The sequence below is a fragment of the Georgenia daeguensis genome, assembly GCF_039537705.1.
Lineage (GTDB): Bacteria > Actinomycetota > Actinomycetes > Actinomycetales > Actinomycetaceae > Georgenia > Georgenia daeguensis.
The window spans coordinates 96262-115971 of the sequence record NZ_BAABBA010000007.1 but is presented as its reverse complement, the minus strand read 5'-3'; the positions used below and the strand labels follow the sequence as shown (position 1 = coordinate 115971).

Annotated in this window: 14 protein-coding genes and 1 riboswitch; of the genes, 4 read left to right on the top strand and 10 right to left on the bottom strand. The window is 73.6% G+C overall.

Going from position 1 to position 19710, the window contains the following annotated elements; all coding sequences use genetic code 11:
- Window positions 1–100 precede the first annotated feature (100 nt).
- On the top strand, window positions 101–2080 hold the full coding sequence (locus ABD774_RS08865) for an ABC1 kinase family protein (RefSeq protein ID WP_345040005.1): 1980 nt from the start codon (window positions 101–103) through the stop codon (window positions 2078–2080).
- Between the two features lie 351 nt (window positions 2081–2431).
- Complete coding sequence (locus ABD774_RS08860) at window positions 2432–3958, top strand: HNH endonuclease signature motif containing protein (RefSeq protein ID WP_345040002.1); 1527 nt, start codon at window positions 2432–2434, stop codon at window positions 3956–3958.
- Between the two features lie 209 nt (window positions 3959–4167).
- On the opposite strand, the gene ABD774_RS08855 is transcribed toward ABD774_RS08860, so the two are convergent.
- The 10 genes from ABD774_RS08855 to ABD774_RS08810 all read right to left on the bottom strand — a co-directional run bounded on the left by ABD774_RS08855 (window position 4168) and on the right by ABD774_RS08810 (window position 16147).
- Window positions 4168–5241 carry a hypothetical protein gene (locus tag ABD774_RS08855; RefSeq protein WP_345040000.1) on the bottom strand — a complete coding sequence of 358 codons (1074 nt, stop codon included), beginning with the start codon at window positions 5239–5241 and terminating at the stop codon, window positions 4168–4170.
- Between the two features lie 288 nt (window positions 5242–5529).
- Window positions 5530–5652: riboswitch (SAM riboswitch) on the bottom strand.
- Between the two features lie 199 nt (window positions 5653–5851).
- Entirely contained in the window at window positions 5852–6463 is a 612-nt protein-coding gene (locus ABD774_RS08850) for an alkylhydroperoxidase domain protein (RefSeq protein ID WP_345039997.1), read from the bottom strand.
- Window positions 6463–7191 carry a CMD domain protein gene (locus ABD774_RS08845; RefSeq protein WP_345039995.1) on the bottom strand — a complete coding sequence of 243 codons (729 nt, stop codon included), beginning with the start codon at window positions 7189–7191 and terminating at the stop codon, window positions 6463–6465. The genes ABD774_RS08850 and ABD774_RS08845 overlap by 1 nt, the downstream gene beginning before the upstream one ends.
- 8 nt (window positions 7192–7199) lie before the next feature.
- Window positions 7200–8219, bottom strand: a complete 1020-nt coding sequence (locus ABD774_RS08840) for a putative FMN-dependent luciferase-like monooxygenase (RefSeq protein WP_345039993.1) — start codon at window positions 8217–8219, stop codon at window positions 7200–7202.
- Window positions 8216–10009 carry a dipeptide ABC transporter ATP-binding protein gene (locus tag ABD774_RS08835; protein WP_345039991.1) on the bottom strand — a complete coding sequence of 598 codons (1794 nt, stop codon included), beginning with the start codon at window positions 10007–10009 and terminating at the stop codon, window positions 8216–8218. The genes ABD774_RS08840 and ABD774_RS08835 overlap by 4 nt, the downstream gene beginning before the upstream one ends.
- A gap of 2 nt (window positions 10010–10011) precedes the next feature.
- The gene (locus ABD774_RS08830) at window positions 10012–10938 is read right to left on the bottom strand and encodes an ABC transporter permease (RefSeq protein ID WP_486327287.1); all 927 of its coding nucleotides are present in this window, start codon (window positions 10936–10938) and stop codon (window positions 10012–10014) included.
- Window positions 10939–10943: 5 nt separating this feature from the next.
- Window positions 10944–11885, bottom strand: coding sequence for an ABC transporter permease (locus ABD774_RS08825; RefSeq protein ID WP_345039985.1), 942 nt, complete (start codon window positions 11883–11885; stop codon window positions 10944–10946).
- Window positions 11886–12026: 141 nt separating this feature from the next.
- Entirely contained in the window at window positions 12027–13682 is a 1656-nt protein-coding gene (locus tag ABD774_RS08820) for a TIGR04028 family ABC transporter substrate-binding protein (protein WP_345039983.1), read from the bottom strand.
- A 1035-nt stretch (window positions 13683–14717) separates the two neighbouring features.
- Complete coding sequence (gene proB, locus ABD774_RS08815) at window positions 14718–15872, bottom strand: glutamate 5-kinase (protein ID WP_425554517.1); 1155 nt, start codon at window positions 15870–15872, stop codon at window positions 14718–14720.
- A gap of 41 nt (window positions 15873–15913) precedes the next feature.
- Window positions 15914–16147, bottom strand: coding sequence for a hypothetical protein (locus tag ABD774_RS08810; protein WP_345039977.1), 234 nt, complete (start codon window positions 16145–16147; stop codon window positions 15914–15916).
- Between the two features lie 275 nt (window positions 16148–16422).
- On the opposite strand from ABD774_RS08810, the gene ABD774_RS08805 reads away from it, so the two are divergent.
- Together ABD774_RS08805 and ABD774_RS08800 are read left to right on the top strand one after the other, a co-directional pair.
- Entirely contained in the window at window positions 16423–17823 is a 1401-nt protein-coding gene (locus ABD774_RS08805; RefSeq protein WP_345039975.1) for an FAD-binding oxidoreductase, read from the top strand.
- A gap of 286 nt (window positions 17824–18109) precedes the next feature.
- Window positions 18110–19696: an MFS transporter gene (locus tag ABD774_RS08800; RefSeq protein WP_345039973.1), complete on the top strand. Its 1587-nt coding sequence runs from the start codon at window positions 18110–18112 to the stop codon at window positions 19694–19696.
- Window positions 19697–19710 lie beyond the last annotated feature (14 nt).

Sequence of the window (19710 nt, the reverse complement as noted above, 5' to 3'; positions counted from 1 at the left end):
GAGCTGGCGGCCGCGGGTCCGGAGTGGGCCGCCGTCGTACGGTCAGGCGTCGTCGGAAATACCGCGCGTCCGCGGGTCCACCGCTGCCAGACTTCGGCGCGTGCACCCCGTCCTCGTCCTCACCGCCGCGATCCTGTACGTCCTCACGGTCGCGCTCTTCACCCTCGTGGTCCGGCGCCTCCTCGGCGTACGGGTCTCACTGCTGCGCGCCGTCGTCGCCACCCTGGTCGCGCTGGCCGTCACCCGTCCGGTCCTGGACGCGCTCGTGGCCGAGCCGGAGGTCGGCACCACCGTCACCACCGAGGCTCTGCTGTACGTGGCCCTGCTCGGCGCGGCGACGTTCGTCGTCGCGATGGTCCTCGTGGTCGCCGCCGAGGTCCTCGTGCCCGACGGCTCGATCCCGGGGCCGATCGACCTGTGGCGGGGCGGGCGCTCGCGGCTGAGCCGGTCGGGGCGCTACCTGGAGATCCTGCGCATCGCGTGGCGGCACGGGCTGAGCCGGTTCCTCCGGGGTCGTCGCCATCTCGCGCTGGGCAGCGTGGCGGAGCGCCGCGATCTGGCCCGGTCCCTGCGGAGGGCCCTCGAGGACGGCGGCGTCACCTTCGTCAAGCTCGGGCAGCAGCTCTCGACGCGGCAGGACCTGCTGCCTCCCGAGTTCGTCGAGGAGCTCGCGCTGCTGCAGGACCAGGCCGCTCCCGTCGGCTGGGAGCTCGCGGCCGCACGCATCCGCACGGAGATCGGCCACGACCTGGGGAAGACGTTCGTCGAGATCGACGAGCAGCCGCTGGCGTCCGCCTCGGTGGCCCAGGTGCACGCGGCGCGGCTGGCCAGCGGGGAGAGCGTCGTCGTCAAGGTCCAGCGGCCGGAGATCGAGCACGACGTCGAACGGGACCTCGACATCCTGGTCCGGCTCGCCTCGGTGCTCGACGCCCGCACCGACTGGGGGCGCAGCATCGGCCTGCGCGACCTGGCGGAGGGGTTCGCCGCGGCACTGACCGAGGAGCTCGACTTCACCGTCGAGCGGGACAACATGCGCGGCGTGGCGGCCGCCCTCGAGCGCGCCGGCAGCGACGGGATCCGCGTCCCGACGCCCGTGCCCGGGCTGTGCACCGCGCGGGTGCTGGTGATGGACCGGCTCGACGGCGTCCCGCTCACCGGGGCGGAGCACACCCTTGCGCGTCTGGGGCCCGACGTGCGTGCGCAGCTCGCGGGCACCCTGCTGCAGACCGTCATGGACCAGCTGCTGGAGAGCGGGATCTTCCACGTCGACCTCCATCCCGGGAACGTTCTCGTGGCCGACGACGGCACGCTCGGCATGCTGGACCTCGGCTCGGTCGGCCGGCTCGGCGCCCAGACCCGCCGCGCCATGGGGCAGTTCCTCGCCGGCGTCGGCACGGGGGACTCCATGGCCGCGGCCGACGCGCTGCTCGAGCTGGTGGAGCGACCCGAGGAGATCGACGAGCGCGCCCTCGAGCAGGCCATCGGTGTTCTCATCCTCCGCTACACGAGCGGAGGTCCGACCGACGGGACCGCCGCGTTCGCGTCGCTGTTCACGCTCATCAACGCCTTCCGCCTCGGTGTGCCTCCTGAGGTCGCGGCGGTGTTCCGGGCGATGGCCACGCTCGACGGCACGCTGCGTGCGCTCGATCCCGGCTACGACCTCGTGTCCGAGGCGAAGGCGATGAGCCGGGCACGGTTGACGGGCATCTCCGACCCCTCCCGCCTGAGGGAGACGGTCGAGCAGGAGCTGACCGCCCTCCTGCCCATCGTGAGACGGCTCCCCCACCGGATCGATCGCCTGGCCGACGCCGCGGAGCACGGGCGGCTGAACGCGAACGTGCGCCTGCTGGCGGACCCCCGGGACCGGCGGATGGTGACCAACCTGGTGCACCGCTCCCTGCTCACCGTCCTCGCAGCGACGACCGGGCTGATGTCGGTGGTGCTCTTCACGGTCCGCGGCGGGCCCATGGTCACCGACGAGGCGAGCGTCTACACCGTCCTGGCGACGGGTCTCTTCGTGGTCTCTGTGGTGCTGGGCCTGCGCGTGCTGATCATCGTCTTCCGGCGCGAGGAGCCGTAGGCGGGGGCTGCACACGCCACCCGGGTCCCGTAGATGAATGACGGGTCCGGTCACGGCCGTCGAACGACGGGTCCGGTCACGGCCCTCGAACGACGGGTCCGGTCACGGCCCTCGAACGACGGCTCCGGTCGCGGCCGATCTCCACACGCGACGGAGATGCCACCCCGTCCACAGATTTGGCGGAATAACGCCATTCCTATTGCTGCTTCGAACGTCCGTTCGATATTCTGGCTACATGCCCGGACCGCCGGCCCGAGCATCAGCCCCGGACGACGACGACGAAGGAGGCCCGCCGCGATGACGACACCCCCGCCCGCCCCCGCGCCGGGCCCAGGACGGAACCCAGGCCCCATGTCGGACCCCCGCCCGCTCGCCAACCCAGGTGCTGGCCCGCTCACCAACCCTGGTGCCGGCCCGCTCGCCGACCCTGGTTCCGGCCCGCTCGCCAACGCTGGTGCCGGCCCGCTCGCCGAGGCATCGGTGCCCGTGCTAGCGGCACTGGCCGCGGCCACCGCGCACCTCGACACCCTCGCCGGGGCCGACCTGGCCGCCCTGCCCCCCGCCGACCTCCTCGCCGCCGTCGACGCCACCGAGGCCCTGCACCGCCGCGTCCAGGCGCTCACCGCCCGCGTCCTGACCGCCGCCGAGACCGACGGCATGTGGGCCACCACCGGCGCCCGCACCTTCCCAGCCTGGTACCGCGCCCGCACCGGCCGCCACCACAGCACCGCCCACAGCGCCGTGCGCACCGCCCGCCGCCTGCGCGACCACCTCCCGGGAACCACCGCTGCCCTGGGTGCCGGGCGTATCAGCGCCGACCACGCCACCGCCCTGACCACCCACGCTGCCGCCACCCCCGCCACCCGTGCCCGCCTGACCGACCCCGAACTCGGCGAGGAATTCCTCCTGAGCCACGCCACCACCCTGGGCGCCACCGAGTTCACCCACCTCGTCAAGCACTGGGCCCACCGCGCCGACCCCGCCGCCGACGACCGCGCCTACCGCCACGACAGCCAGGCCGAGCACCTGACCCTGGCCCCCACCACCGACGGCTACCACCTCGCCGGCTGGCTCAGCACCGCCAACGGCCAGGCGCTCCAGACCGCCCTGGACGCCCGCACCGGCACCCCCGCCGCCACCGACCCCCGCACCCCCGCCCAGCGCCGCGCCCACGCCCTGACATCTCTGGCCCGCCTCACCCTCGACGCCGGCATCCTCCAACCGGGCGCACGCATCCGCCCTCACCTCGCGGTCCACGTCCCCTACGACACCCTGCGGCGCCTCATCGACGCCAACCGCCCCACCACCTGCACCACCGACCAGTCCGCGGACCAGCGCCCGGCCGGCCCTCCCGGCACCGCGTTCGGCCTCGACACCGGAACAGCCCCGTCCCCCGGCACCGCGGGCCCCGGTCAGGCCGGTACCTTCGTCATCCCCGCCGCCCTGGACCACAACGCACTGGTCGGCACCGAGCCCGCCACCCTGGCCGACGGCACCCCCATCGCCCCCCAGCTCCTCGCCCGCCTGGCCTGCCAGGGCAACTTCCACCGCGTCATCTTCGGTCCCGACTCCCAGATCCTGGACTCCGGCCGCGAGGAGCGCCTCTTCACCGCCGCCCAGACCCGCGCGATCATCGCCCGCGACCGCACCTGCCGCTACCCCGACTGCCACGCGCCACCCGGCGAGGGCGAGATCCACCACTCCCTGTGGTGGTACGACCAGCACGGCCCCACCGCTGCCCACCTCGGCATCTTGCTCTGCTGGTACCACCACGACCACGTCCACCAGCACGACATCACCATCGAACGCACCGGCGACCACTGGACCTTCACCCGACCAGACGGCACCACCATCACCACGATCCGCACCGCCGCGTGACCGCGTCCCACGCGAGAGCCGTCGAACTTGGGATCGACGCTCGCGCGCGCGCCCGGGCGCAGCACCGAAGGGCCGCAGACGTTGATCTGCGGCCCTTCGGCGTGCGGTCAGGTCCCGGCTGGCGTCTGGCGCGCGTCGCGGCTGTCAGCCGGTCGGACGACCGTCGTGGCTACCAGCCGGTCATGCGACCGTCGCGGCCACCAGCGTGCTCAGGCGACGGTTGCGGTCGCGAGGCGGTCGGGGCGACGGCGAGCCACGGTCGGCGCAGCAGCACCCAAGGTCCGCGCTCGCCGCTCCCCCAGGGCCCGCGCCGCCTCGGCGGGCCGCCGCACCGTCGGACGGGTCGCGACCGACCGCTCCTCGACGAGGCCGCGGCTCCGCAGCTCAGGCACCACGCCCTTCAGGAGCGCGGCGACATCGGCAGGCAGCGACCCGGGAAGAACGACGAAGCCGTCCGCCGCGCCGGCGCGCAGCCACGTCTCGACGACCTCGACGATGTCCCCCACGGTGCCGTAGGCCTGCAGCGCACCCGCCCACGGGGCACTCTCGCCGTCGATGTCGGCAATCAGACCGGCGCGGGCCGTCGCACTGGCGCGGTCGTTCGAGACCACGGTGTGCAGGTCGACGAGGACGCGGACGTCGTCCTCCCGGCCAGCGGCCCGGGCGGCGGCGCGAACGGCGTAGCGCAGCTCGCGGGCCCACCCCAGGTCCTGCTCCCGGATCCGCACGACGTCCGCGTGCTCACCGGCAAGGACGACGTCCTGCTCGGCGGAGACGGACACCACCACACGCGGCCGCGGGGCGCGCGATGCGCGGGTGCTCGTGAGCGAGCGGCTGACGCCGCTCAGCGAACGGGCGAGCGAGTCACCGCTGGCTCCGCCGATCTGCAGCCCGGTCCACGTGCCGTTCTCACGGGAGACCTGGGCCAGCTCACCGGCGACGACACCCAGGTCGGCGCGGCCGACCTGCACGCCCGGGACGAGCCCGGCGGCCCCAGCGTGCGGGCTGATCCGGCGGGCGGCGACCACCGGGTCCAGCCAGTCGTCGCGGCGGACGGCACGGTCCGAGCGGAGCCGGAAGTCCTCCCCGAGGGCGACGAAGGCGACGCCGCTCTGGTGCGCGGCGCGGGTGTAGGAGGCGAGTCGGGCCAGGTCGCACTTCTCCACCGGCAGGTCGGCGGAGAGCCCGGTGGCGGAGGTGGAGACGCCCAGACCGGTCAGGTCCAGACCGATCGTGGCACGCGGGGAGTCGGAGGTACGGGAGGGGAGCAGGGAGACAGTCATGGTGCACATCCACAGGTGTCGTCGCGCAGTCGCGCGCAGGCAGGAAGGAGGCTGACCGAGAACGTCCGCGCCGCAGGCGTGTCACTCGCCCGGGCGTGGGTCTCAGGTCAGGGGTGATGCGTCAGCGCGCGGAGCGGCGCCGGGGCATCGCGGGGAATGTCTCAGGCGGACATTCGCGAACACGACATGCACATGCACATGGAGCGGCGAGCAGAGAAGCGGTTCTGCCTGGGGCTCGTGTGCGCAGTCATGTCGTTCCGGTTTCCTTCGTGCTCATGCACCTGGTGGTGCGTGCCGTTGCCCCTTGCGGGACCAGGTCGTTCATCCGGAGCACCCCCCGCACGTGGGGGGTTGCCGACCAGCAAGCCGGGACTTAGCGCACCCGTCAGGCGCGCACTGGTACTCGTGACCTGGGGTTGACGTTAGGGCAGCGGTACTTCAGATGTCAACGAACGGCGTGTTGCCCCGGCCGGGCACGCCGCGGACGGCGAGGGACACGTCGCGCTCGCGCCGCGGACGGCGAGGGACACGTCGCGCTCGCGCCGCGGACGGCGTCGGACTCGCGCTCGCTCCCGCCCGGCCGGGGCTCACCGTTCCTAGGAACGACCGGTCACGGCGCCGCGGGGTTCTCCGGCTCCCCCAGGGAGAGCATCAGGCGGTTGGCCCAGTTGAAGAACGCGGCGCCGTGAACGAGGTCGGCGACCTCGAGGTCGTCGAGACCCGCCTCGCGGAGGCGGCGGACCTCACCCTCGCCGAACTCGACCGGCGTCCTGGTCAGGGCCACGGACGCCGCGACGACCGCGTTCCACCGGGGGTCGAGGTCGGCCTCGACGCCGTCGTCCAGAAGCCTCTGCACGTCGTCCGGACGGCGCGAGTGGTGGCTGGCGAAGCGCGAGTGCACGGAGGCGCAGAAGACGCAGCCGTTCAGCCGGCTCGTCGCCGCCGCGGCCAGCTCGCGCTCGGCGCGCGGGAGCCCGCCGGCGGTGTTGTAGAAGATGTCCTTGTCCGTGCGGGTGCGCGCCCCGAGCACCTCCGGGTCGCGGGCCAGCAGCGCGAAGTACGCGTTCTCGGCCCGGCGGCGATCGACCAGCCCCTCCCAGTGCCGTTCGGTGAACTCCTCGACCGGCAGGGGGTCCAGCCAGGGGACCCACCCGAGGTTCTCCTGCGTGAACGCCTCGGGCCGGTCGAGCTCCGGGTACGTGGTGACCTTCTCGGCAGCCATCAGTGGGCTCCTTCCGACTCGACGACGGCGAGCTGGCGCAACCCGTGCACCACTCGCACCTGGAACGCGAGGAACGCGACCAGCTGGGACAGCGTGACGATCCCCGTGGTGGACCAGCCCGCCGCCAGCAGGCGCTCCAGCGCCTCGGGCGTCGCCTCGCGGGGGCGCAGCACCAGCAGGTGAGCGTGCTCCAGCGCGGCGGCCAGACGCTCGCCCAGCGCGGACCGGTCCGTCACCCGGTACGCCGGGCCCGGCGCGCTCTCTCCCGCCAGCCCCGGTTCCCGGTAGACCCCGTAAGGCCCGGCGCCGCGCCCGCGTGCGCTCTCCTGCTCCACCGCGTCGACGACGCCGGAGCCGCCCGCCTGGGCACCGAGGCGGGCGGCGTAGAAGCCGCGCACGTCCTCGGCGCCGTGCAGCCCGACGACGAAGGTGGCGACGGCGAGCCGCTCGCCACGCGAGAAGTCCGACGCGTCGACGGGGTCGAGCAGCGCCTCGTAGGCCTTCTGGGCGTTCGCCCTCGCCTCCGGCCGCCCGGCACGGATCTGGTCCAGGCGGTCACCGGGCCGCACGCCGAGCAGGTGGTCGACGACGTCCGCCGGCTCGGCCGGGACGGCTCCGCCGGCCGGTGGTTCGGCTGTCTCTCGTGCTGAGCCGTTCGGCGCGTCGGGAGCGCCCGGCCCGGTCGGGGTCGGGTCGGCCGACGTGGCCGCGTTGGTCGTGGTGGTCATCTCTCTCCTCAGAGGTTGGCGACGGCGAGCGGTGCGGGGGTCCAGCCCATGGCGGGCGCGACCTCGGTGGCGATGAGCTCGATGGAACGCAGGACGTCCTCGTGCGGCGGGTCGATCGAGTGCACCTGGAAGCTGACGTCCGTGGCTCGGGCGAGCGCCGTGTCGGCCGTCAGGAGCTCGACGACCTCCTCCGGCGTCCCGACGTAGCTGTCGGTCCGCCGGATGACGGTGTCGAGATCGTCGACGGGCAGGTCGTGACCGATCGCGCGCAGTTTCTCGACCGCCCGGAACAGCCCAGCGCCGGCGAGGACCCGGGCACGCTGCCGGTCCTCCGCGACGAACAGCGTGCGGGAGGCGAGGATCCGCGGCTCGGTCCCGGCGGGCAGGGCGGCGAGGTAGGCGTCGATCACGGGGTGCTGGATCTCGCTCAGCGTGGCGTCCGGGTCGCCGGGCGGCCGCGGCTGGGTGCGCGACAGCATCAGCCCGTCCCCGGCAGCACCGGCCCGTTCGGCACCGGCGGCGGAGAACGTCGCCTGCCACAGGCGCTGCGCGAGCTCGTGCGCCGGCGGGTAGAGCTGGTTGCGCGGGTCGCCGAGGTCGCCGCCGACCAGCGCGTCCCGCAGGACGTCAAGGTTCGCGGCGTGCACGGCGTGCTTGTCGGCGACGTCGAGCCCGAACGCGGAGAACGACTTCGGCGTCCCGCCGGAGCCGAGGCCGAGCTCGAGCCGCCCGCCGGAGAGCACGTCCAGCACGGCGGCGTCCTCGGCCACCCGGACCGGGTTCTCGAGCGGCAGCGTGATGATCGCGGTGCCGAGCCGGATGCGCTCGGTCAGCGCGGCCAGATGGCTCAGCAGCACCAGCGGGGACGGCAGACCGCCCTCCTCGCCGTCGAAGTGGTGCTGGGCCACCCAGGCGGCGTCGAGGCCCAGCCGCTCGGCCAGCCGGACCTGCTCGACCGCGTTGCGGTAGCGCTCCGCCGGGGGCGCGTCGTCGAGGATGCGGGTGAAGATGCCCACTCGTGCTGTCATCGGTCTCGCTCCTGCTCGTCGGTCCGGGTCGGGTGAGCCGCAGCTGGGGCGGGGCGGGCCCCGGCTCCGGCGAGGTGGGCTCCGCGCCCTGGGATGGCCGCCAGAAGCGCAGCCGTGTACTCGTGCTCCGGGCGGGCGAAGACCTGCTCCGTGCGCCCCTGCTCGACGACCTTCCCCGCCCGCATCACGGAGACGGTGTCGGAGATCTGCCGGACGACCGCCAGGTCGTGCGAGATGAACAGGTACGTCAGCCCGAGCTCGGTCTGCAGCTCGCCGAGCAGGTCGAGGATCTGCGCCTGGACGCTGACGTCCAGGGCCGAGACCGCCTCGTCGAGCACGAGGACCCGCGGGGCGAGCACGAGCGCCCGGGCGATCGCCACGCGCTGGCGCTGGCCCCCCGAGAGCTCGGCGGGCCGGCGGTGCAGCAGGTCCGCCGGCAGCGCGACGCGGTCGACCGTCTCCGCGGCCCGCGCCGCGCGCGCGGCCCGGCCGGGCCGCTCGCCCCGCGGCAGGTTGCGCAGCGGCTCGCCGACGATCTCCACGACGCTCTGGCGGGGGTCGAGGGAGGAGAACGGGTTCTGGTACACCAGCTGCGTGCCGCGGCGGAACCGCCGCAGCGACTCGCCCCGCAGCCCGGTGACCTCCTCCCCCTCGACGAGGACGGATCCCGCCGTCGGCCGGCCGAGCCCGACGACCGCGCGGGCGGTCGTCGTCTTGCCCGATCCGGACTCCCCCACCAGGGCGTGCGTGGTGCCGCGGACGACGGCGAAGCTCACGTCGTCGACGGCGCGGAACACCCCGGCCCGGCGGTCGCGGGCGAACTCCTGGACGAGCCCGGAGACGACGACGGCGCGTTCCTCCGCGCTGGCCGCCGCGACGAGCGAGGCGGTGGCGGCACGCGCCTGCGCCGGCGGGGTGCGGAACGCCGGGGCGTCTGCCAGGAGCGAGCGCGTGTAGGTGGCCTGCGGGTCCGAGACGACCTGCGCCGTCGGGCCCTGCTCGACGACCCGCCCGTCCTTGAGCACGACGATCCGGTCGGCCCGGTCGGCGGCCACGGCGAGGTCGTGGGTGATGAGCAGGACGGCGGTGCCGAGCTCGCGCTGGAGGTCGGCGAGCAGGTCCAGGACGGTCTGCTGGACGGTCACGTCGAGGGCCGAGGTGGGCTCGTCCGCGATGATCAGGTCCGGCTCGAGGGCGATGGCGCCCGCGATCAGGACCCGCTGCTTCATCCCGCCGGAGAGCTCGTGCGGGTACTGGCGTGCGCGGACCTCCGGCTCGGGGATACCGACCCGCTCGAGGAGCTCGAGGACGCGGGCGCGGATCGCCGCGGCCGAGCCGAAGCGGTGGATGCGGAGCACCTCGGCGAGGTTGTCCCCGATGGTCTTGACGGGGTTGAGGGAGTTGTTCGGGTCCTGCGGCACGAGGCCCACGCGCCGGCCGCGCACGGACTCCAGCCGGCGCGAGCTCCAGCCGCTGATGTCGGTCCCGTTGACGGCGACGGCGCCCGACTCGACCCGCCCGTTCCCGGCGAGCAGACCGATCACGGCCTGCGCCGTCGTCGTCTTGCCGGAGCCGGACTCCCCGACCACGGCGACCACCTCGCCGGGCGCGACGTCGAGGGAGATGCCGTGGACCACGGTTCTCGTGGCCGACCGCGTCCGGTAGGAGACGACGAGGTCGCGGACGGAGAGCACGGCCGGACGCGCGGGCGGGACGTCCGCGCCGGCGGGCTCCGCCGTCGTGCCGGGGCGGGCCACGCGTGAGGCCTGGGCGGTGACGGTGCTGGACATGGTCAGCTCCTCCTCAGGGCGACGCTGATGCGGTTGGCGGAGAGCACCACGGCCACGAGGACCAGGCCGGGCAGCGTGGTGAGCCACCAGGACGTGGCGATGTAGTTGCGCCCCTCGGCGATGAGCAGCCCCCACTCCGGCGTGGGCGGCGGGGCGCCGTAGCCGAGGAAGCCGAGCGTCGAGATCGCGATGACGGCGGTGCCGAACTGCAGCGCGGCGAGGGCGACGACGGCGCCCACCGAGTTCGGCAGGACGTGGCGCCACAGCACGGGCAGGAAGCGCGCGCCGCCGGCGAACGCGGCCTCGACGTAGTCGCTGCGGCGCACCCGCACGACCTCCGAGCGCGACAGCCGCGCGAAGGACGCGACCGCGCTCACGCCGACCGCGATCGCGGCGTTCGTCGTGCCGAAGCCGAGCAGGATGAGGATGCTCAGCATGAGCAGGAGGGCGGGGACCGACAGCAGCACGTCGACGACGCGCATGATGACGTCGTCGACGATCCGGCCGGCGGACCCGGCCAGGACGCCCAGGGCGGTGCCGACGATCAGCCCGACGCCGACGGCGATGAGCGCACCCGTCAGCGACTCCCCCGCCCCGTGGATCACGCGGGCGAACAGATCGCGCCCCAGTGCATCGGTGCCGAACGGGTGCGCCGCGCTCGGGGCCTGGAGCTTCTCCGCGGGAACGCCGACGACGGGGTCGTGGCTCGTGAACAGCCCCGGGACGAGAGCCCAGGCCAGGACCACGGCGACGACCCCGACGGCGAGCACGAGGGTCGGGTCGAGCCGGCGCAGCCCCGCACGGACGCCCGGCGCGCCACCGGCGGGCGGGGCGCCGGCAGGCGGGGCGCCTCCCGTCCCGGTGTGCGGGGTGTCGGCGGTCGCGGCGGGAGCGGGGCCGGCGGCCGGCCCGCCTGCGGCGAGATTCATGGTGGTCATGCGGCCAGCCCCACCTTCTGCTTGGTGCGCGGGTCGAGGACCGGGTAGAGCAGGTCCACGACGAGGTTGACGACGACGAACGTGGTCGCCGCGAGGAGGACCACGCCCTGGAGGACGGGGATGTCCTGCTGCGAGACGGCCTGCTCGGTGATGCGGCCGATGCCGGCGCGGCCGAACACCGTCTCCGTCACGACGGCGCCGCCGATCAGCTCGCCCAGCAGCACGCCGGCGATGGTCAGCGACGGCAGCACGGCGTTGCGGGAGATCGTGCGGCCGAGCAGCCACCGCGGGCCGGCCCCCTTCGCGGTGGCGACGGCGACGAACGGCTGCAGGCTCACGTCGTCGATGCTGCGGATCAGCACCTGGGCCAGCGGTGCCGCGATCGGCACCGCGAGCGCCAGGACGGGCAGGATCAGCGCCTGCGCCGGGCTGGGCGCGATCACGGGCACGAGCCCCAGCTGGAAGGAGAAGATCTGCACCAGCACGATCGCGAGCCAGAACACGGGCACGGCGGCGAACAGCGACGGCAGGGACCGCAGCAGCCCGCGCACCCAGCCGAACGGGGTGAGGTAGGACAGGGCGGCGATCCCCACGGCGAGAACCACGGCCAGTGCGAACGAGGCGGCGGCGAGCGTCGCCGTCGCCGGGAGGGCGTCGGCGAGGAGCCTGGCGACGGGCGTGCCGTACTGGACGGAGTACCCGAGGTCGCCGCGGAGGAAGCCGGCGAGAGAGTCGAGGTACTGCTGCACCAGCGGGACGTCGGCGCCGTACGCCTGCCGGATGTCCGCTATCTGCTCCGAGGAGAGCCCGAGCTCCGGGTTCTCGAACTTGATGAGCAGCGCGTCACCGGGGAGCGCCTGCAGCAGCACGAAGCTCAGGGTGAACGCCGCGAGCAGGACCAGTGCTGCCTGACCCACGCGGCCGACGACGTATCGCACGTCGCCCCCTCCTCTCTCCGGCCGGGGCCGGAACTCCGGCCGTGGCCGGGAATGTCTTCGCTGTGGCCGCCGGGCACTGCTGTCCGGCGGTGCCAGCTGGGCGCGCGGGCGGCGGCGTGTGCCGCCGCCCGCGCGGAGTGGTCAGCGGTTCAGCCAGGTGTCGTAGAACGCGGGGCGTCCGACCGACTCGAAGCCGACGCCCTGGACGTGCGGCGCCGCCCCGTAGACCTGGGGCTCCTCGAAGATCGGGATGTACAGCGCCTGCTCGGTGAGGTAGTCCTGCACCGCGCCCGACGCGGCGTCGCGCTTCGCCGGGTCCGGCTCCGAGGCGACGGCCTCGAGGAGGGCGTCGAGGTTCTTGTCCTCCGAGACCAGGACGTCGCGGTTCTCGGAGTGGAACTGGCTCTTGATCACGTCGTGGTCCGCGCGGCCGACCATCGAGTGGTAGAGCGGCGAGCCGAGCGGGTCGCGGGACGCCTCGGTGATCGTGGCGCTGTCGGCGGTCTTGACGTTCAGCTCCACGCCGATGCGGGCGAGCTGCTGGGAGACGAGCTCGAGGTTCGGCTTGGACAGGGGCTGGGCGTTGGAGGCGTAGACGTCCAGGGAGAGCCGCTCGCCGTCCTTCTCGCGGATGCCGTCGGCGCCGGGCACCCACCCGGCCTCGTCGAGGAGCTGCTCGGAGAGCTCGGGGTCGTACTCGAGGCCCTCGGACTGGTCCTTGTAGCCGAGCGCGCTGCTGCTCAGCTGCGACGTCGCCACCAAGTAGTTCTTCGTGTAGACCGTGTCGACGACCTCTTGGGCGTCCACGCCGTGCAGGAGCGCCTGGCGAACGCGGACGTCGCTCAGCAGCGGGTTGGTCGGGCGCAGCGCCAGGCCGTTGTTCACCCCACGGGTCTGCGGCGCGTAGAGGTTGATGCCGGCGGCCGTGACCTGCTCCTCGTCGTAGGCCTGGACGTAGCGCACGTAGTCCGCCTGGCCCGAGGTGAGCGAGCCGATGCGCACGCTGTCCTCAGGTGTCACCACGATCTCGATCGCGTCGAGGTAGGCGCGGCCCTGGTGCTCCAGCGACGGCGGCGCCCAGTCGTAGTCCTCGCGGACCTCGAGCCGGATCCGGGTGCCGATCTCCTCCTCCGCGACGACGAACGGGCCGGAGCCGACGATCTCGGTGGAGCTGCCGGCGCCGAACTCCTCGAGGCTCCGGTCGAGGGTGGCCTCGGAGACCAGTCCGGAGTTGATCGTCGACGTCGCCTGGAGGAACCCGGGCGCCGGGGCGTCGAACCGGAAGGTCACGGTGTCCTCGTCGACGACCTCGCTGCCCGCGTAGTTGTTGATCGCCTCCGAGACGGTCAGTCCCAGCTCGGAGTCGCCGAGGCCGTAGGTGTCGAAGTTCTTCGCGACGGCCTCCGCGTCGAGCGGGGTCCCGTCGGAGAAGGTCACCCCATCGCGGAGGTTGAAGGTGTACTCCGTGGCGTCGGCGTTGACCTTCCAGTCCGTGGCGATCCAGGGCTCGATCTCGAGCGTCTCGGGGTTCTGGTAGGTCAGCCGGTCGGTGATGTTGTTGACGAGGCCTCCGTTGGGGTAGAAGCCGGCCTGCGGGGGGTAGAGGTTCGTGTGCGGCTGGTACTCCAGGTACACGAGCTCCCCGCCGGTCACCGGCTCGCCTGCGGGAGCGTCGGCGGCGCTCGCGCCCTGCTGGCCGCCGCTGCAGGCGGCGAGCATCGCGACGGACGCGACGGCGGTGACGGCGGTGAACGCCTGTCGTGGGCGGGCGGGGATGCGGCGGGGCGCCGGTGACATGGGGGCTCCTACGGATGTGGTCGGGCGGGTTGCTCGGGGGTCTGGTGGTGCGGGAGGTGCGGCCGCGTACGGCGGCGTGGTGGCCGTGGGGCGGCCGGGTCGTTGTGCGGCGCTGGGCCCGGTCCGGGCCGGGGCGCGCGGAGATGTCGGGGACCAGTTCGCCCGCGAGAGGGCGGCCACGTCCTGATCCGGCGCGTCCTGGGGATGCGGCGTCCCGGAGCTCGGCGTCCTGCTGCCGGGTCCTGGGGCTGCCGCGTCCTGCGGCTGCCGCGTCCTGCGGCTGCCGGGTCCCGCGGCTGCCACGGGTCCGCGCCGGGACGGCGGGGACGGCGCTCGTCAGGTCAGCGCTCGGCGCAGGACGCGGCTCGCCCCACCCGTTGGGACGGGGGTCGCGTCCGGATAGTCCTGGACCGGGACGAGGTCAGAGGGTCCAGGACCGGCGCATGGAGAGGCGACAGGTGCACATGCCGGGCAGACAGGATCGGCGGGCCGTCTCGGCCCGGGCGTGAAGGGTGAGCTCGGCGGTGACCGTCGATCCCCTCATCGTTCCTCCGTCGTCCGGTGGCTGCGGCGGTCGCCGTGCCTCGATGGCCATACGCTCGCACAGGCGGGCGGTGACGGTCGAATACCCCTCAAGATGTCCCGGGATCCGGGACGTCGGTCCCACCTCCGGGGTCGCGTCCCGGTGGCTGAGACGGACCGGGAGGGCGGTGGACGCGGCGCGAAAGCAGTTCTAGAGTCCGGCGGCTTGCCAGAATTCCCCTTCTGACCCACCAGCACCGGAGCCAGCGCGACTTCGGGGCACGTCTGGTGTGGGGGCCGGTCGGAGCGGCACGCCTGTCGACGCCCGAGGCGGCCGTCGTCGTCGTGGACGTCCTGTGGTTCACCACCTGCGTGTGCGCCGCTCGTCGGGCCGGGGCACCGCCGTGCGCCCGTACTCGCTCTCGCCCGCGCACCTGCTCGGCGCCGCGGCTGTCGCCGCCGCCTCAAGGGGCGGGTGACGGGCCCCTGTCGCCTGAGGCGCGCGCGGCCGGGTCAGCGTCGCCGGCGCGGGCGCACCTGCGCCAGGTCGTCCCGGTGGACGACGGCGCGCGGCAGGGTGTCGCCGTTCTCCCGCAGCTGGGCGGAGGACTTCCCCAGCATGGCGGGCAGCTCCTGCGAGCCGTAGGCGACGAGGCCACGCGCGACGACGCCGTCCGGGCCCACCAGCTCGACGGCGTCGCCCGGCTCGAAGTCGCCGTCGACGCCCGTGATGCCGGCCGCCAGGAGCGAGCGCTTGCCGTCGGTGACGGCCCGGGCGGCTCCGGCGTCGAGGTGCAGGCGGCCGCGCACCTGGGCGGCGTGGGCCAGCCAGAGCCGGCGCGCGGACTTACGGCGCCCGGTCGCGGCGAACCAGGTGCCGACCTCCTCGCCGGCGAGCGCGGGCTCGACGTTCGCGGCGGAGGTGAGCACCACGGGGATGCCCGAGCCGGTGGCGATGGACGCGGCGTCGAGCTTGGTGACCATGCCGCCGGTCCCGATGTCGCTCCCCCGGCCGGTGACCTCCACGCCGGCGAGGTCAGCCCCGGTCGTGACCGTGCGGATCAGGCGGGTGCCCGGGCGCGTCGGCGGGCCGTCGTACAGCCCGTCGACGTCGGTGAGCAGCACGAGGGCGTCGGCCCTGACGAGGTGCGAGACCAGCGCCGCGAGCCGGTCGTTGTCACCGAAGCGGATCTCGTCGGTGGCCACCGTGTCGTTCTCGTTGACCACCGGGACGACGCCGAGCGCGAGAAGCCGCTCCAGGGCGCGCTGGGCGTTGGCGTAGTTCTGACGGCGGATGAGGTCCTCGGCGGTGAGCAGCACCTGGCCGACGGTCTGACCGTGCCGCCCGAACGCCTCCGTGTAACGGGCGACGAGGAGGCCCTGGCCGACGCTCGCCGTGGCCTGCGCGGTGGCGAGGTCCTTCGGCTTGCCCGGCAGGCCGAGCGGCGAGATGCCCGCCGCGATGGCGCCGGAGGACACGAGAACCACCTGCTGCCCGGCGGCTCGGCGAGCGGCGATGACCGCCACGAGGTGGCGCAGCGAGGGAAGGTCGAGGCTGCCGTCGGCTGCCGTCAGGGACGACGAGCCGACCTTGACGACGATCCGCGGGGCCCGAGCGACCCCGGCCCGGTTGGCCAGCGGCAGGTTCACCCGGACATCTTCCCGCATCCGCACCACCGGCCGGGCACCGGTCCACGGGAGCGGGCAGCTCAGACCTGGGGCGGGCTCCGGTGACCGCCGTCCGGGCCGCGGTCCACCGAGTCCTCCTCGGCGCCGGCGTTCAGGTCGCCGCCGCCCTCGTCCCCGTGCACCTCGGGAGAGGGGCTCAGGGCGTCTCCCGAGGCGGCACCGCCGGCCACGTCCCTGTCCCCGCGCGGACGAGCACCGCCGGGGCGGACCCAGTCCGACTGGCCTGGCTGCTGGTCGTTCTCGCTCTCGCTCATGCGCCTACCGTGACACCGCAGCGCGAAGGCGGCATCCCAGGGCGACGTCGGCGCAGCAGCAGCAGCAGCACCAGCACCACGAGCAGCAGCACCGTTAGCACACCAGCAGCAGCAGTCTCGCGTCTTTCGGGCGGTCGTCACCCTTGAGGCGCCGGACGGCCGGGGCGCATGCTGGGAGGACGGTGCCGACGGGCGGCATTGCCCGTCACCGCGGCCGGGCGCCCGCCGTCCGGGCCCTGCCGCGACCCGCGCGGGCGGCTCGTGAGGTGGAACCGATGCATGACGAGACGACCGCCGTCCCGGGCGCCGTGGACGACCTGCGGTCCCAGGTGGCCGGCACCGTCGTCGCCGCCGACGACGACGGCTTCGAGGACGCGCGCCATGTGTGGAACGGCATGATCGACAAGAAGCCGCTCGCCGTCGTGCGCGTCGCGAACGAGGATGACGTCGCCGCGGCCATCGACTACGCACGCCATCGTGACCTCCCGCTCGCGGTGCGCGGCGGCGGCCACGGCGTGGCCGGGTACGGCACGGTCGACCGTGGGATCGTCATCGACCTTGGTGGGCTGAACCGGGTCGAGGTGGACCCGGAGCGCGGGGTCGTTCGCGTGGGAGGGGGCGCCGTGCTCGCCGACGTGGACAGGGCGACAGTGCCGCACGGGCTAGCGGTGCCCCTCGGCGTCATCTCCCGCACGGGCGTGGGCGGGCTCACGCTGGGTGGAGGCGTGGGATGGCTGACCCGCGCCCACGGTCTCGCGGCCGACAACCTCGTCGAGGCGGAGGTCCTGACGGCATCGGGCGAGCGGGTGCGGGCCAACGACCGCGAGCACCCCGAGCTGCTGTGGGGCCTGCGGGGCGGCGGCGGGAACTTCGGCGTGGTCACGACCTTCACGTTCCGCGCCCACCCCCTGCCCCCGGTCCTGCACGGGGTGAACCTGATCTACACGGAGCCCCACTGGCGCACCGCCCTGGCCGCCTGGGAGGAGTGGACGCGGGACCTGCCGGACGCGATGCAGGCGATCGCCACCTTCCTCGTCCCGCCGCCCATGCTCGAGGCCGGCGACGACCCCCTGCTCATCCTCGCCAGCGCGTGGGCCGACCCGGAGGATCGCGGAAGCTCGGAACGGCTCGTGGACGAGCTGCGCCGGCAGGCCCCTCCGGACGTCGAGGAGATCGAGGGCGACTGGCTGACCTGGCAGTCCGCGTTCGACGCCATGGTCCCCAAGGGCTCGCGGGGGTACTGGAAGAACACCTCGTTCGACCGCCTCGACGAGGAGGTCATCGACGTCGTCCTTCGCCGGGCGGCAGAGCAGCGGTGGATCGGCACAGGGATCGACATCCACCACATGGGCGGGGCGTTCTCGCGCGTGCCGGAGGGGGCGACGCCCTTCCCGGCCCGGTCGGCGCGGTTCTGGCTCAACATCTACGGGTTCTGGCAGGACCCCGCCGACGACGCCGCCCGCACCGATTTCGTCAAGGGTTTCGCCGCCGACATGGCGCCCTTCGCGACCGGCGGGCAGTACGTCAACTTCATGGGCTACGAGAAGGACGCCGACTGGCGGGCGGCAGCCCTGGCTGTCTACGGGCAGGAGAAGCTGGACCGCCTCGTTGCGCTCAAGCGGCGGTACGACCCGGAGAACCTCTTCCGGCTGAACCACAACATCTCGCCGGGGTGAGCGGGTCGGCCGTGCCCGGCGAGCTCAGCGGGCACGGCCCGGGCGGCCGAGTGCCCCGGGTGTGTCCATTTGGCTACCGTCACGGGCTTCGCTAACGTCGACGGCTCACCTCCAGTCCGTATCCCGTGCACCGCCACGAGCCGTCCCCCGGATGCTTGTCGTCCGCAGCAGAACCGCAGCGCCGCGTACGAGCGCCGCGCGCGCCGGCCCCTGGCTGGCGCTCGAGGGCACTGGCTGGGGGCAGACCGATGAGACCACCCGCCCGCGAGCGCCAGGAAGGACATCCGTGTCCACGACCAGCGACCCCGCCCACTCCCAGCGGCCCGTTCCCAGCCGTAACAGGTTCTCCCGCCACAGCCGCCCACCGAGGACCAACGCCGGCGCCGTCCGCCGGGCCACGGCCGCCTCGGCCCTGGGCAACGCCACCGAGTGGTTCGACTACGGCGTCTACGCGGTGGCGACCGCGTACATCACCATGCACTTCTTCCCCTTCGAGGAGGGCATGCTGCTGACGCTGGCCACGTTCGCGATCTCCTTCCTCGTCCGGCCCCTGGGCGGGCTGGTCTGGGGCCCGATCGGCGACCGGCTGGGGCGCAAGGGCGTGCTCGCGCTCACCATCCTGCTCATGTCCGGCGCCACGTTCCTGATCGGCGTCCTGCCCACGTTCGAGCAGGTGGGCCTCCTCGCCCCCGTGCTGCTCATCGTGCTGCGGATGGTCCAGGGCTTCTCCACGGGCGGGGAGTACGGCGGCGCCGCGACCTTCATGTCCGAGTACGCGCCCGACCGCCGACGAGGCTTCTTCGGCTCGTTCCTCGAGTTCGGCACCCTGGGCGGCTTCGCCCTCGGCACCGCCGTCATGCTGCTGCTCGAGACGCTGCTCTCCCCCGACCAGATGTCGACGTGGGGCTGGCGCCTGCCGTTCCTGCTCGCCCTGCCCATGGGCATGATCGGGTTCTACCTCCGCTCACGCCTGGACGAGACCCCGGTCTTCCAGGAGATGCAGGAGCCCGACGGCGGACCCGGTCCGGGGGAGCCCGCAGCGACGTCGGGCCCTGCCCAGACGCCCGAGGCCCCCGGCCTGGCGGAGCTCGTGCGCCGGCACTGGCGTCCGATGCTCGTGATGGCCGGACTGGTGATCGCGCTGAACGTCGTCAACTACACGCTGCTGTCCTACATGCCCACCTACCTCGAGCAGCAGATCGGGCTGCCGGCGACGGCCGGGCTGATCGTCATCCTCGTCGGGGAGCTGGCCATGATGGCGGTCATGCCGCTGACCGGCGGTCTCTCCGACCGGCTCGGGCGGAAACCTAGCTGGTACGTCTCCCTGGGCGGGATCATCCTGCTCGCGATCCCGACCTTCCTGCTGATGGGCGTGAGCTTCCCGCTGGCCCTGGTCGGCTTCGCGGTGCTCGGCCTGCTCTACGTGCCGCAGCTGTCCACCATCACCGCCACGTTCCCGGCGATGTTCCCCACCCAGGCCCGGTTCGCCGGCTTCGCCATCACCTACAACGTCGCCACGTCCCTGTTCGGCGGGACCGCCGCTCTGGTCAACGAGTGGGCGATCGGGCAGACCGGTGACCTGCTGTTCCCGGCCTACTACATGATCGGTGCCTGCGTGGTCGGGCTGGTCTGCGTGTGGTTCATGCCGGAGACCGCGGGCGCGTCGCTGCGCGGGACGGAAGTTCCCGCGTCGGTCGGCTCAGCCGTTGCCCCGGGCTCACCGGCCGAGGCCGCCCTGGAGGCCGGCCGGCAGCCGGAGCAGCGAAGCCTGAGCGACGAGCAGATGCTGGAGATGGCCGCCGAGGTGCGCGACGCGTCCGCAACGGGGCGAGCCGGCGTCGCCGTCGACCGCACGGACGTGCACCCCACGTGACCTCGGGGAGCTCG

Coding starts and splice junctions, on each gene's coding strand:
- ABD774_RS08805 (WP_345039975.1), top strand. CDS start 16,423: ATGCATGACGAGACGACCGCCGTCCCGGGCGCCGTGGACGACCTGCGG.
- ABD774_RS08845 (WP_345039995.1), bottom strand. CDS start 7,191: ATGACCACCACGACCAACGCGGCCACGTCGGCCGACCCGACCCCGACC.
- ABD774_RS08840 (WP_345039993.1), bottom strand. CDS start 8,219: ATGACAGCACGAGTGGGCATCTTCACCCGCATCCTCGACGACGCGCCC.
- ABD774_RS08830 (WP_486327287.1), bottom strand. CDS start 10,938: ATGAATCTCGCCGCAGGCGGGCCGGCCGCCGGCCCCGCTCCCGCCGCG.
- ABD774_RS08855 (WP_345040000.1), bottom strand. CDS start 5,241: ATGACTGTCTCCCTGCTCCCCTCCCGTACCTCCGACTCCCCGCGTGCC.
- proB (WP_425554517.1), bottom strand. CDS start 15,872: ATGCGGGAAGATGTCCGGGTGAACCTGCCGCTGGCCAACCGGGCCGGG.
- ABD774_RS08820 (WP_345039983.1), bottom strand. CDS start 13,682: ATGTCACCGGCGCCCCGCCGCATCCCCGCCCGCCCACGACAGGCGTTC.
- ABD774_RS08850 (WP_345039997.1), bottom strand. CDS start 6,463: ATGGCTGCCGAGAAGGTCACCACGTACCCGGAGCTCGACCGGCCCGAG.
- ABD774_RS08835 (WP_345039991.1), bottom strand. CDS start 10,009: ATGTCCAGCACCGTCACCGCCCAGGCCTCACGCGTGGCCCGCCCCGGC.
- ABD774_RS08810 (WP_345039977.1), bottom strand. CDS start 16,147: ATGAGCGAGAGCGAGAACGACCAGCAGCCAGGCCAGTCGGACTGGGTC.
- ABD774_RS08860 (WP_345040002.1), top strand. CDS start 2,432: ATGTCGGACCCCCGCCCGCTCGCCAACCCAGGTGCTGGCCCGCTCACC.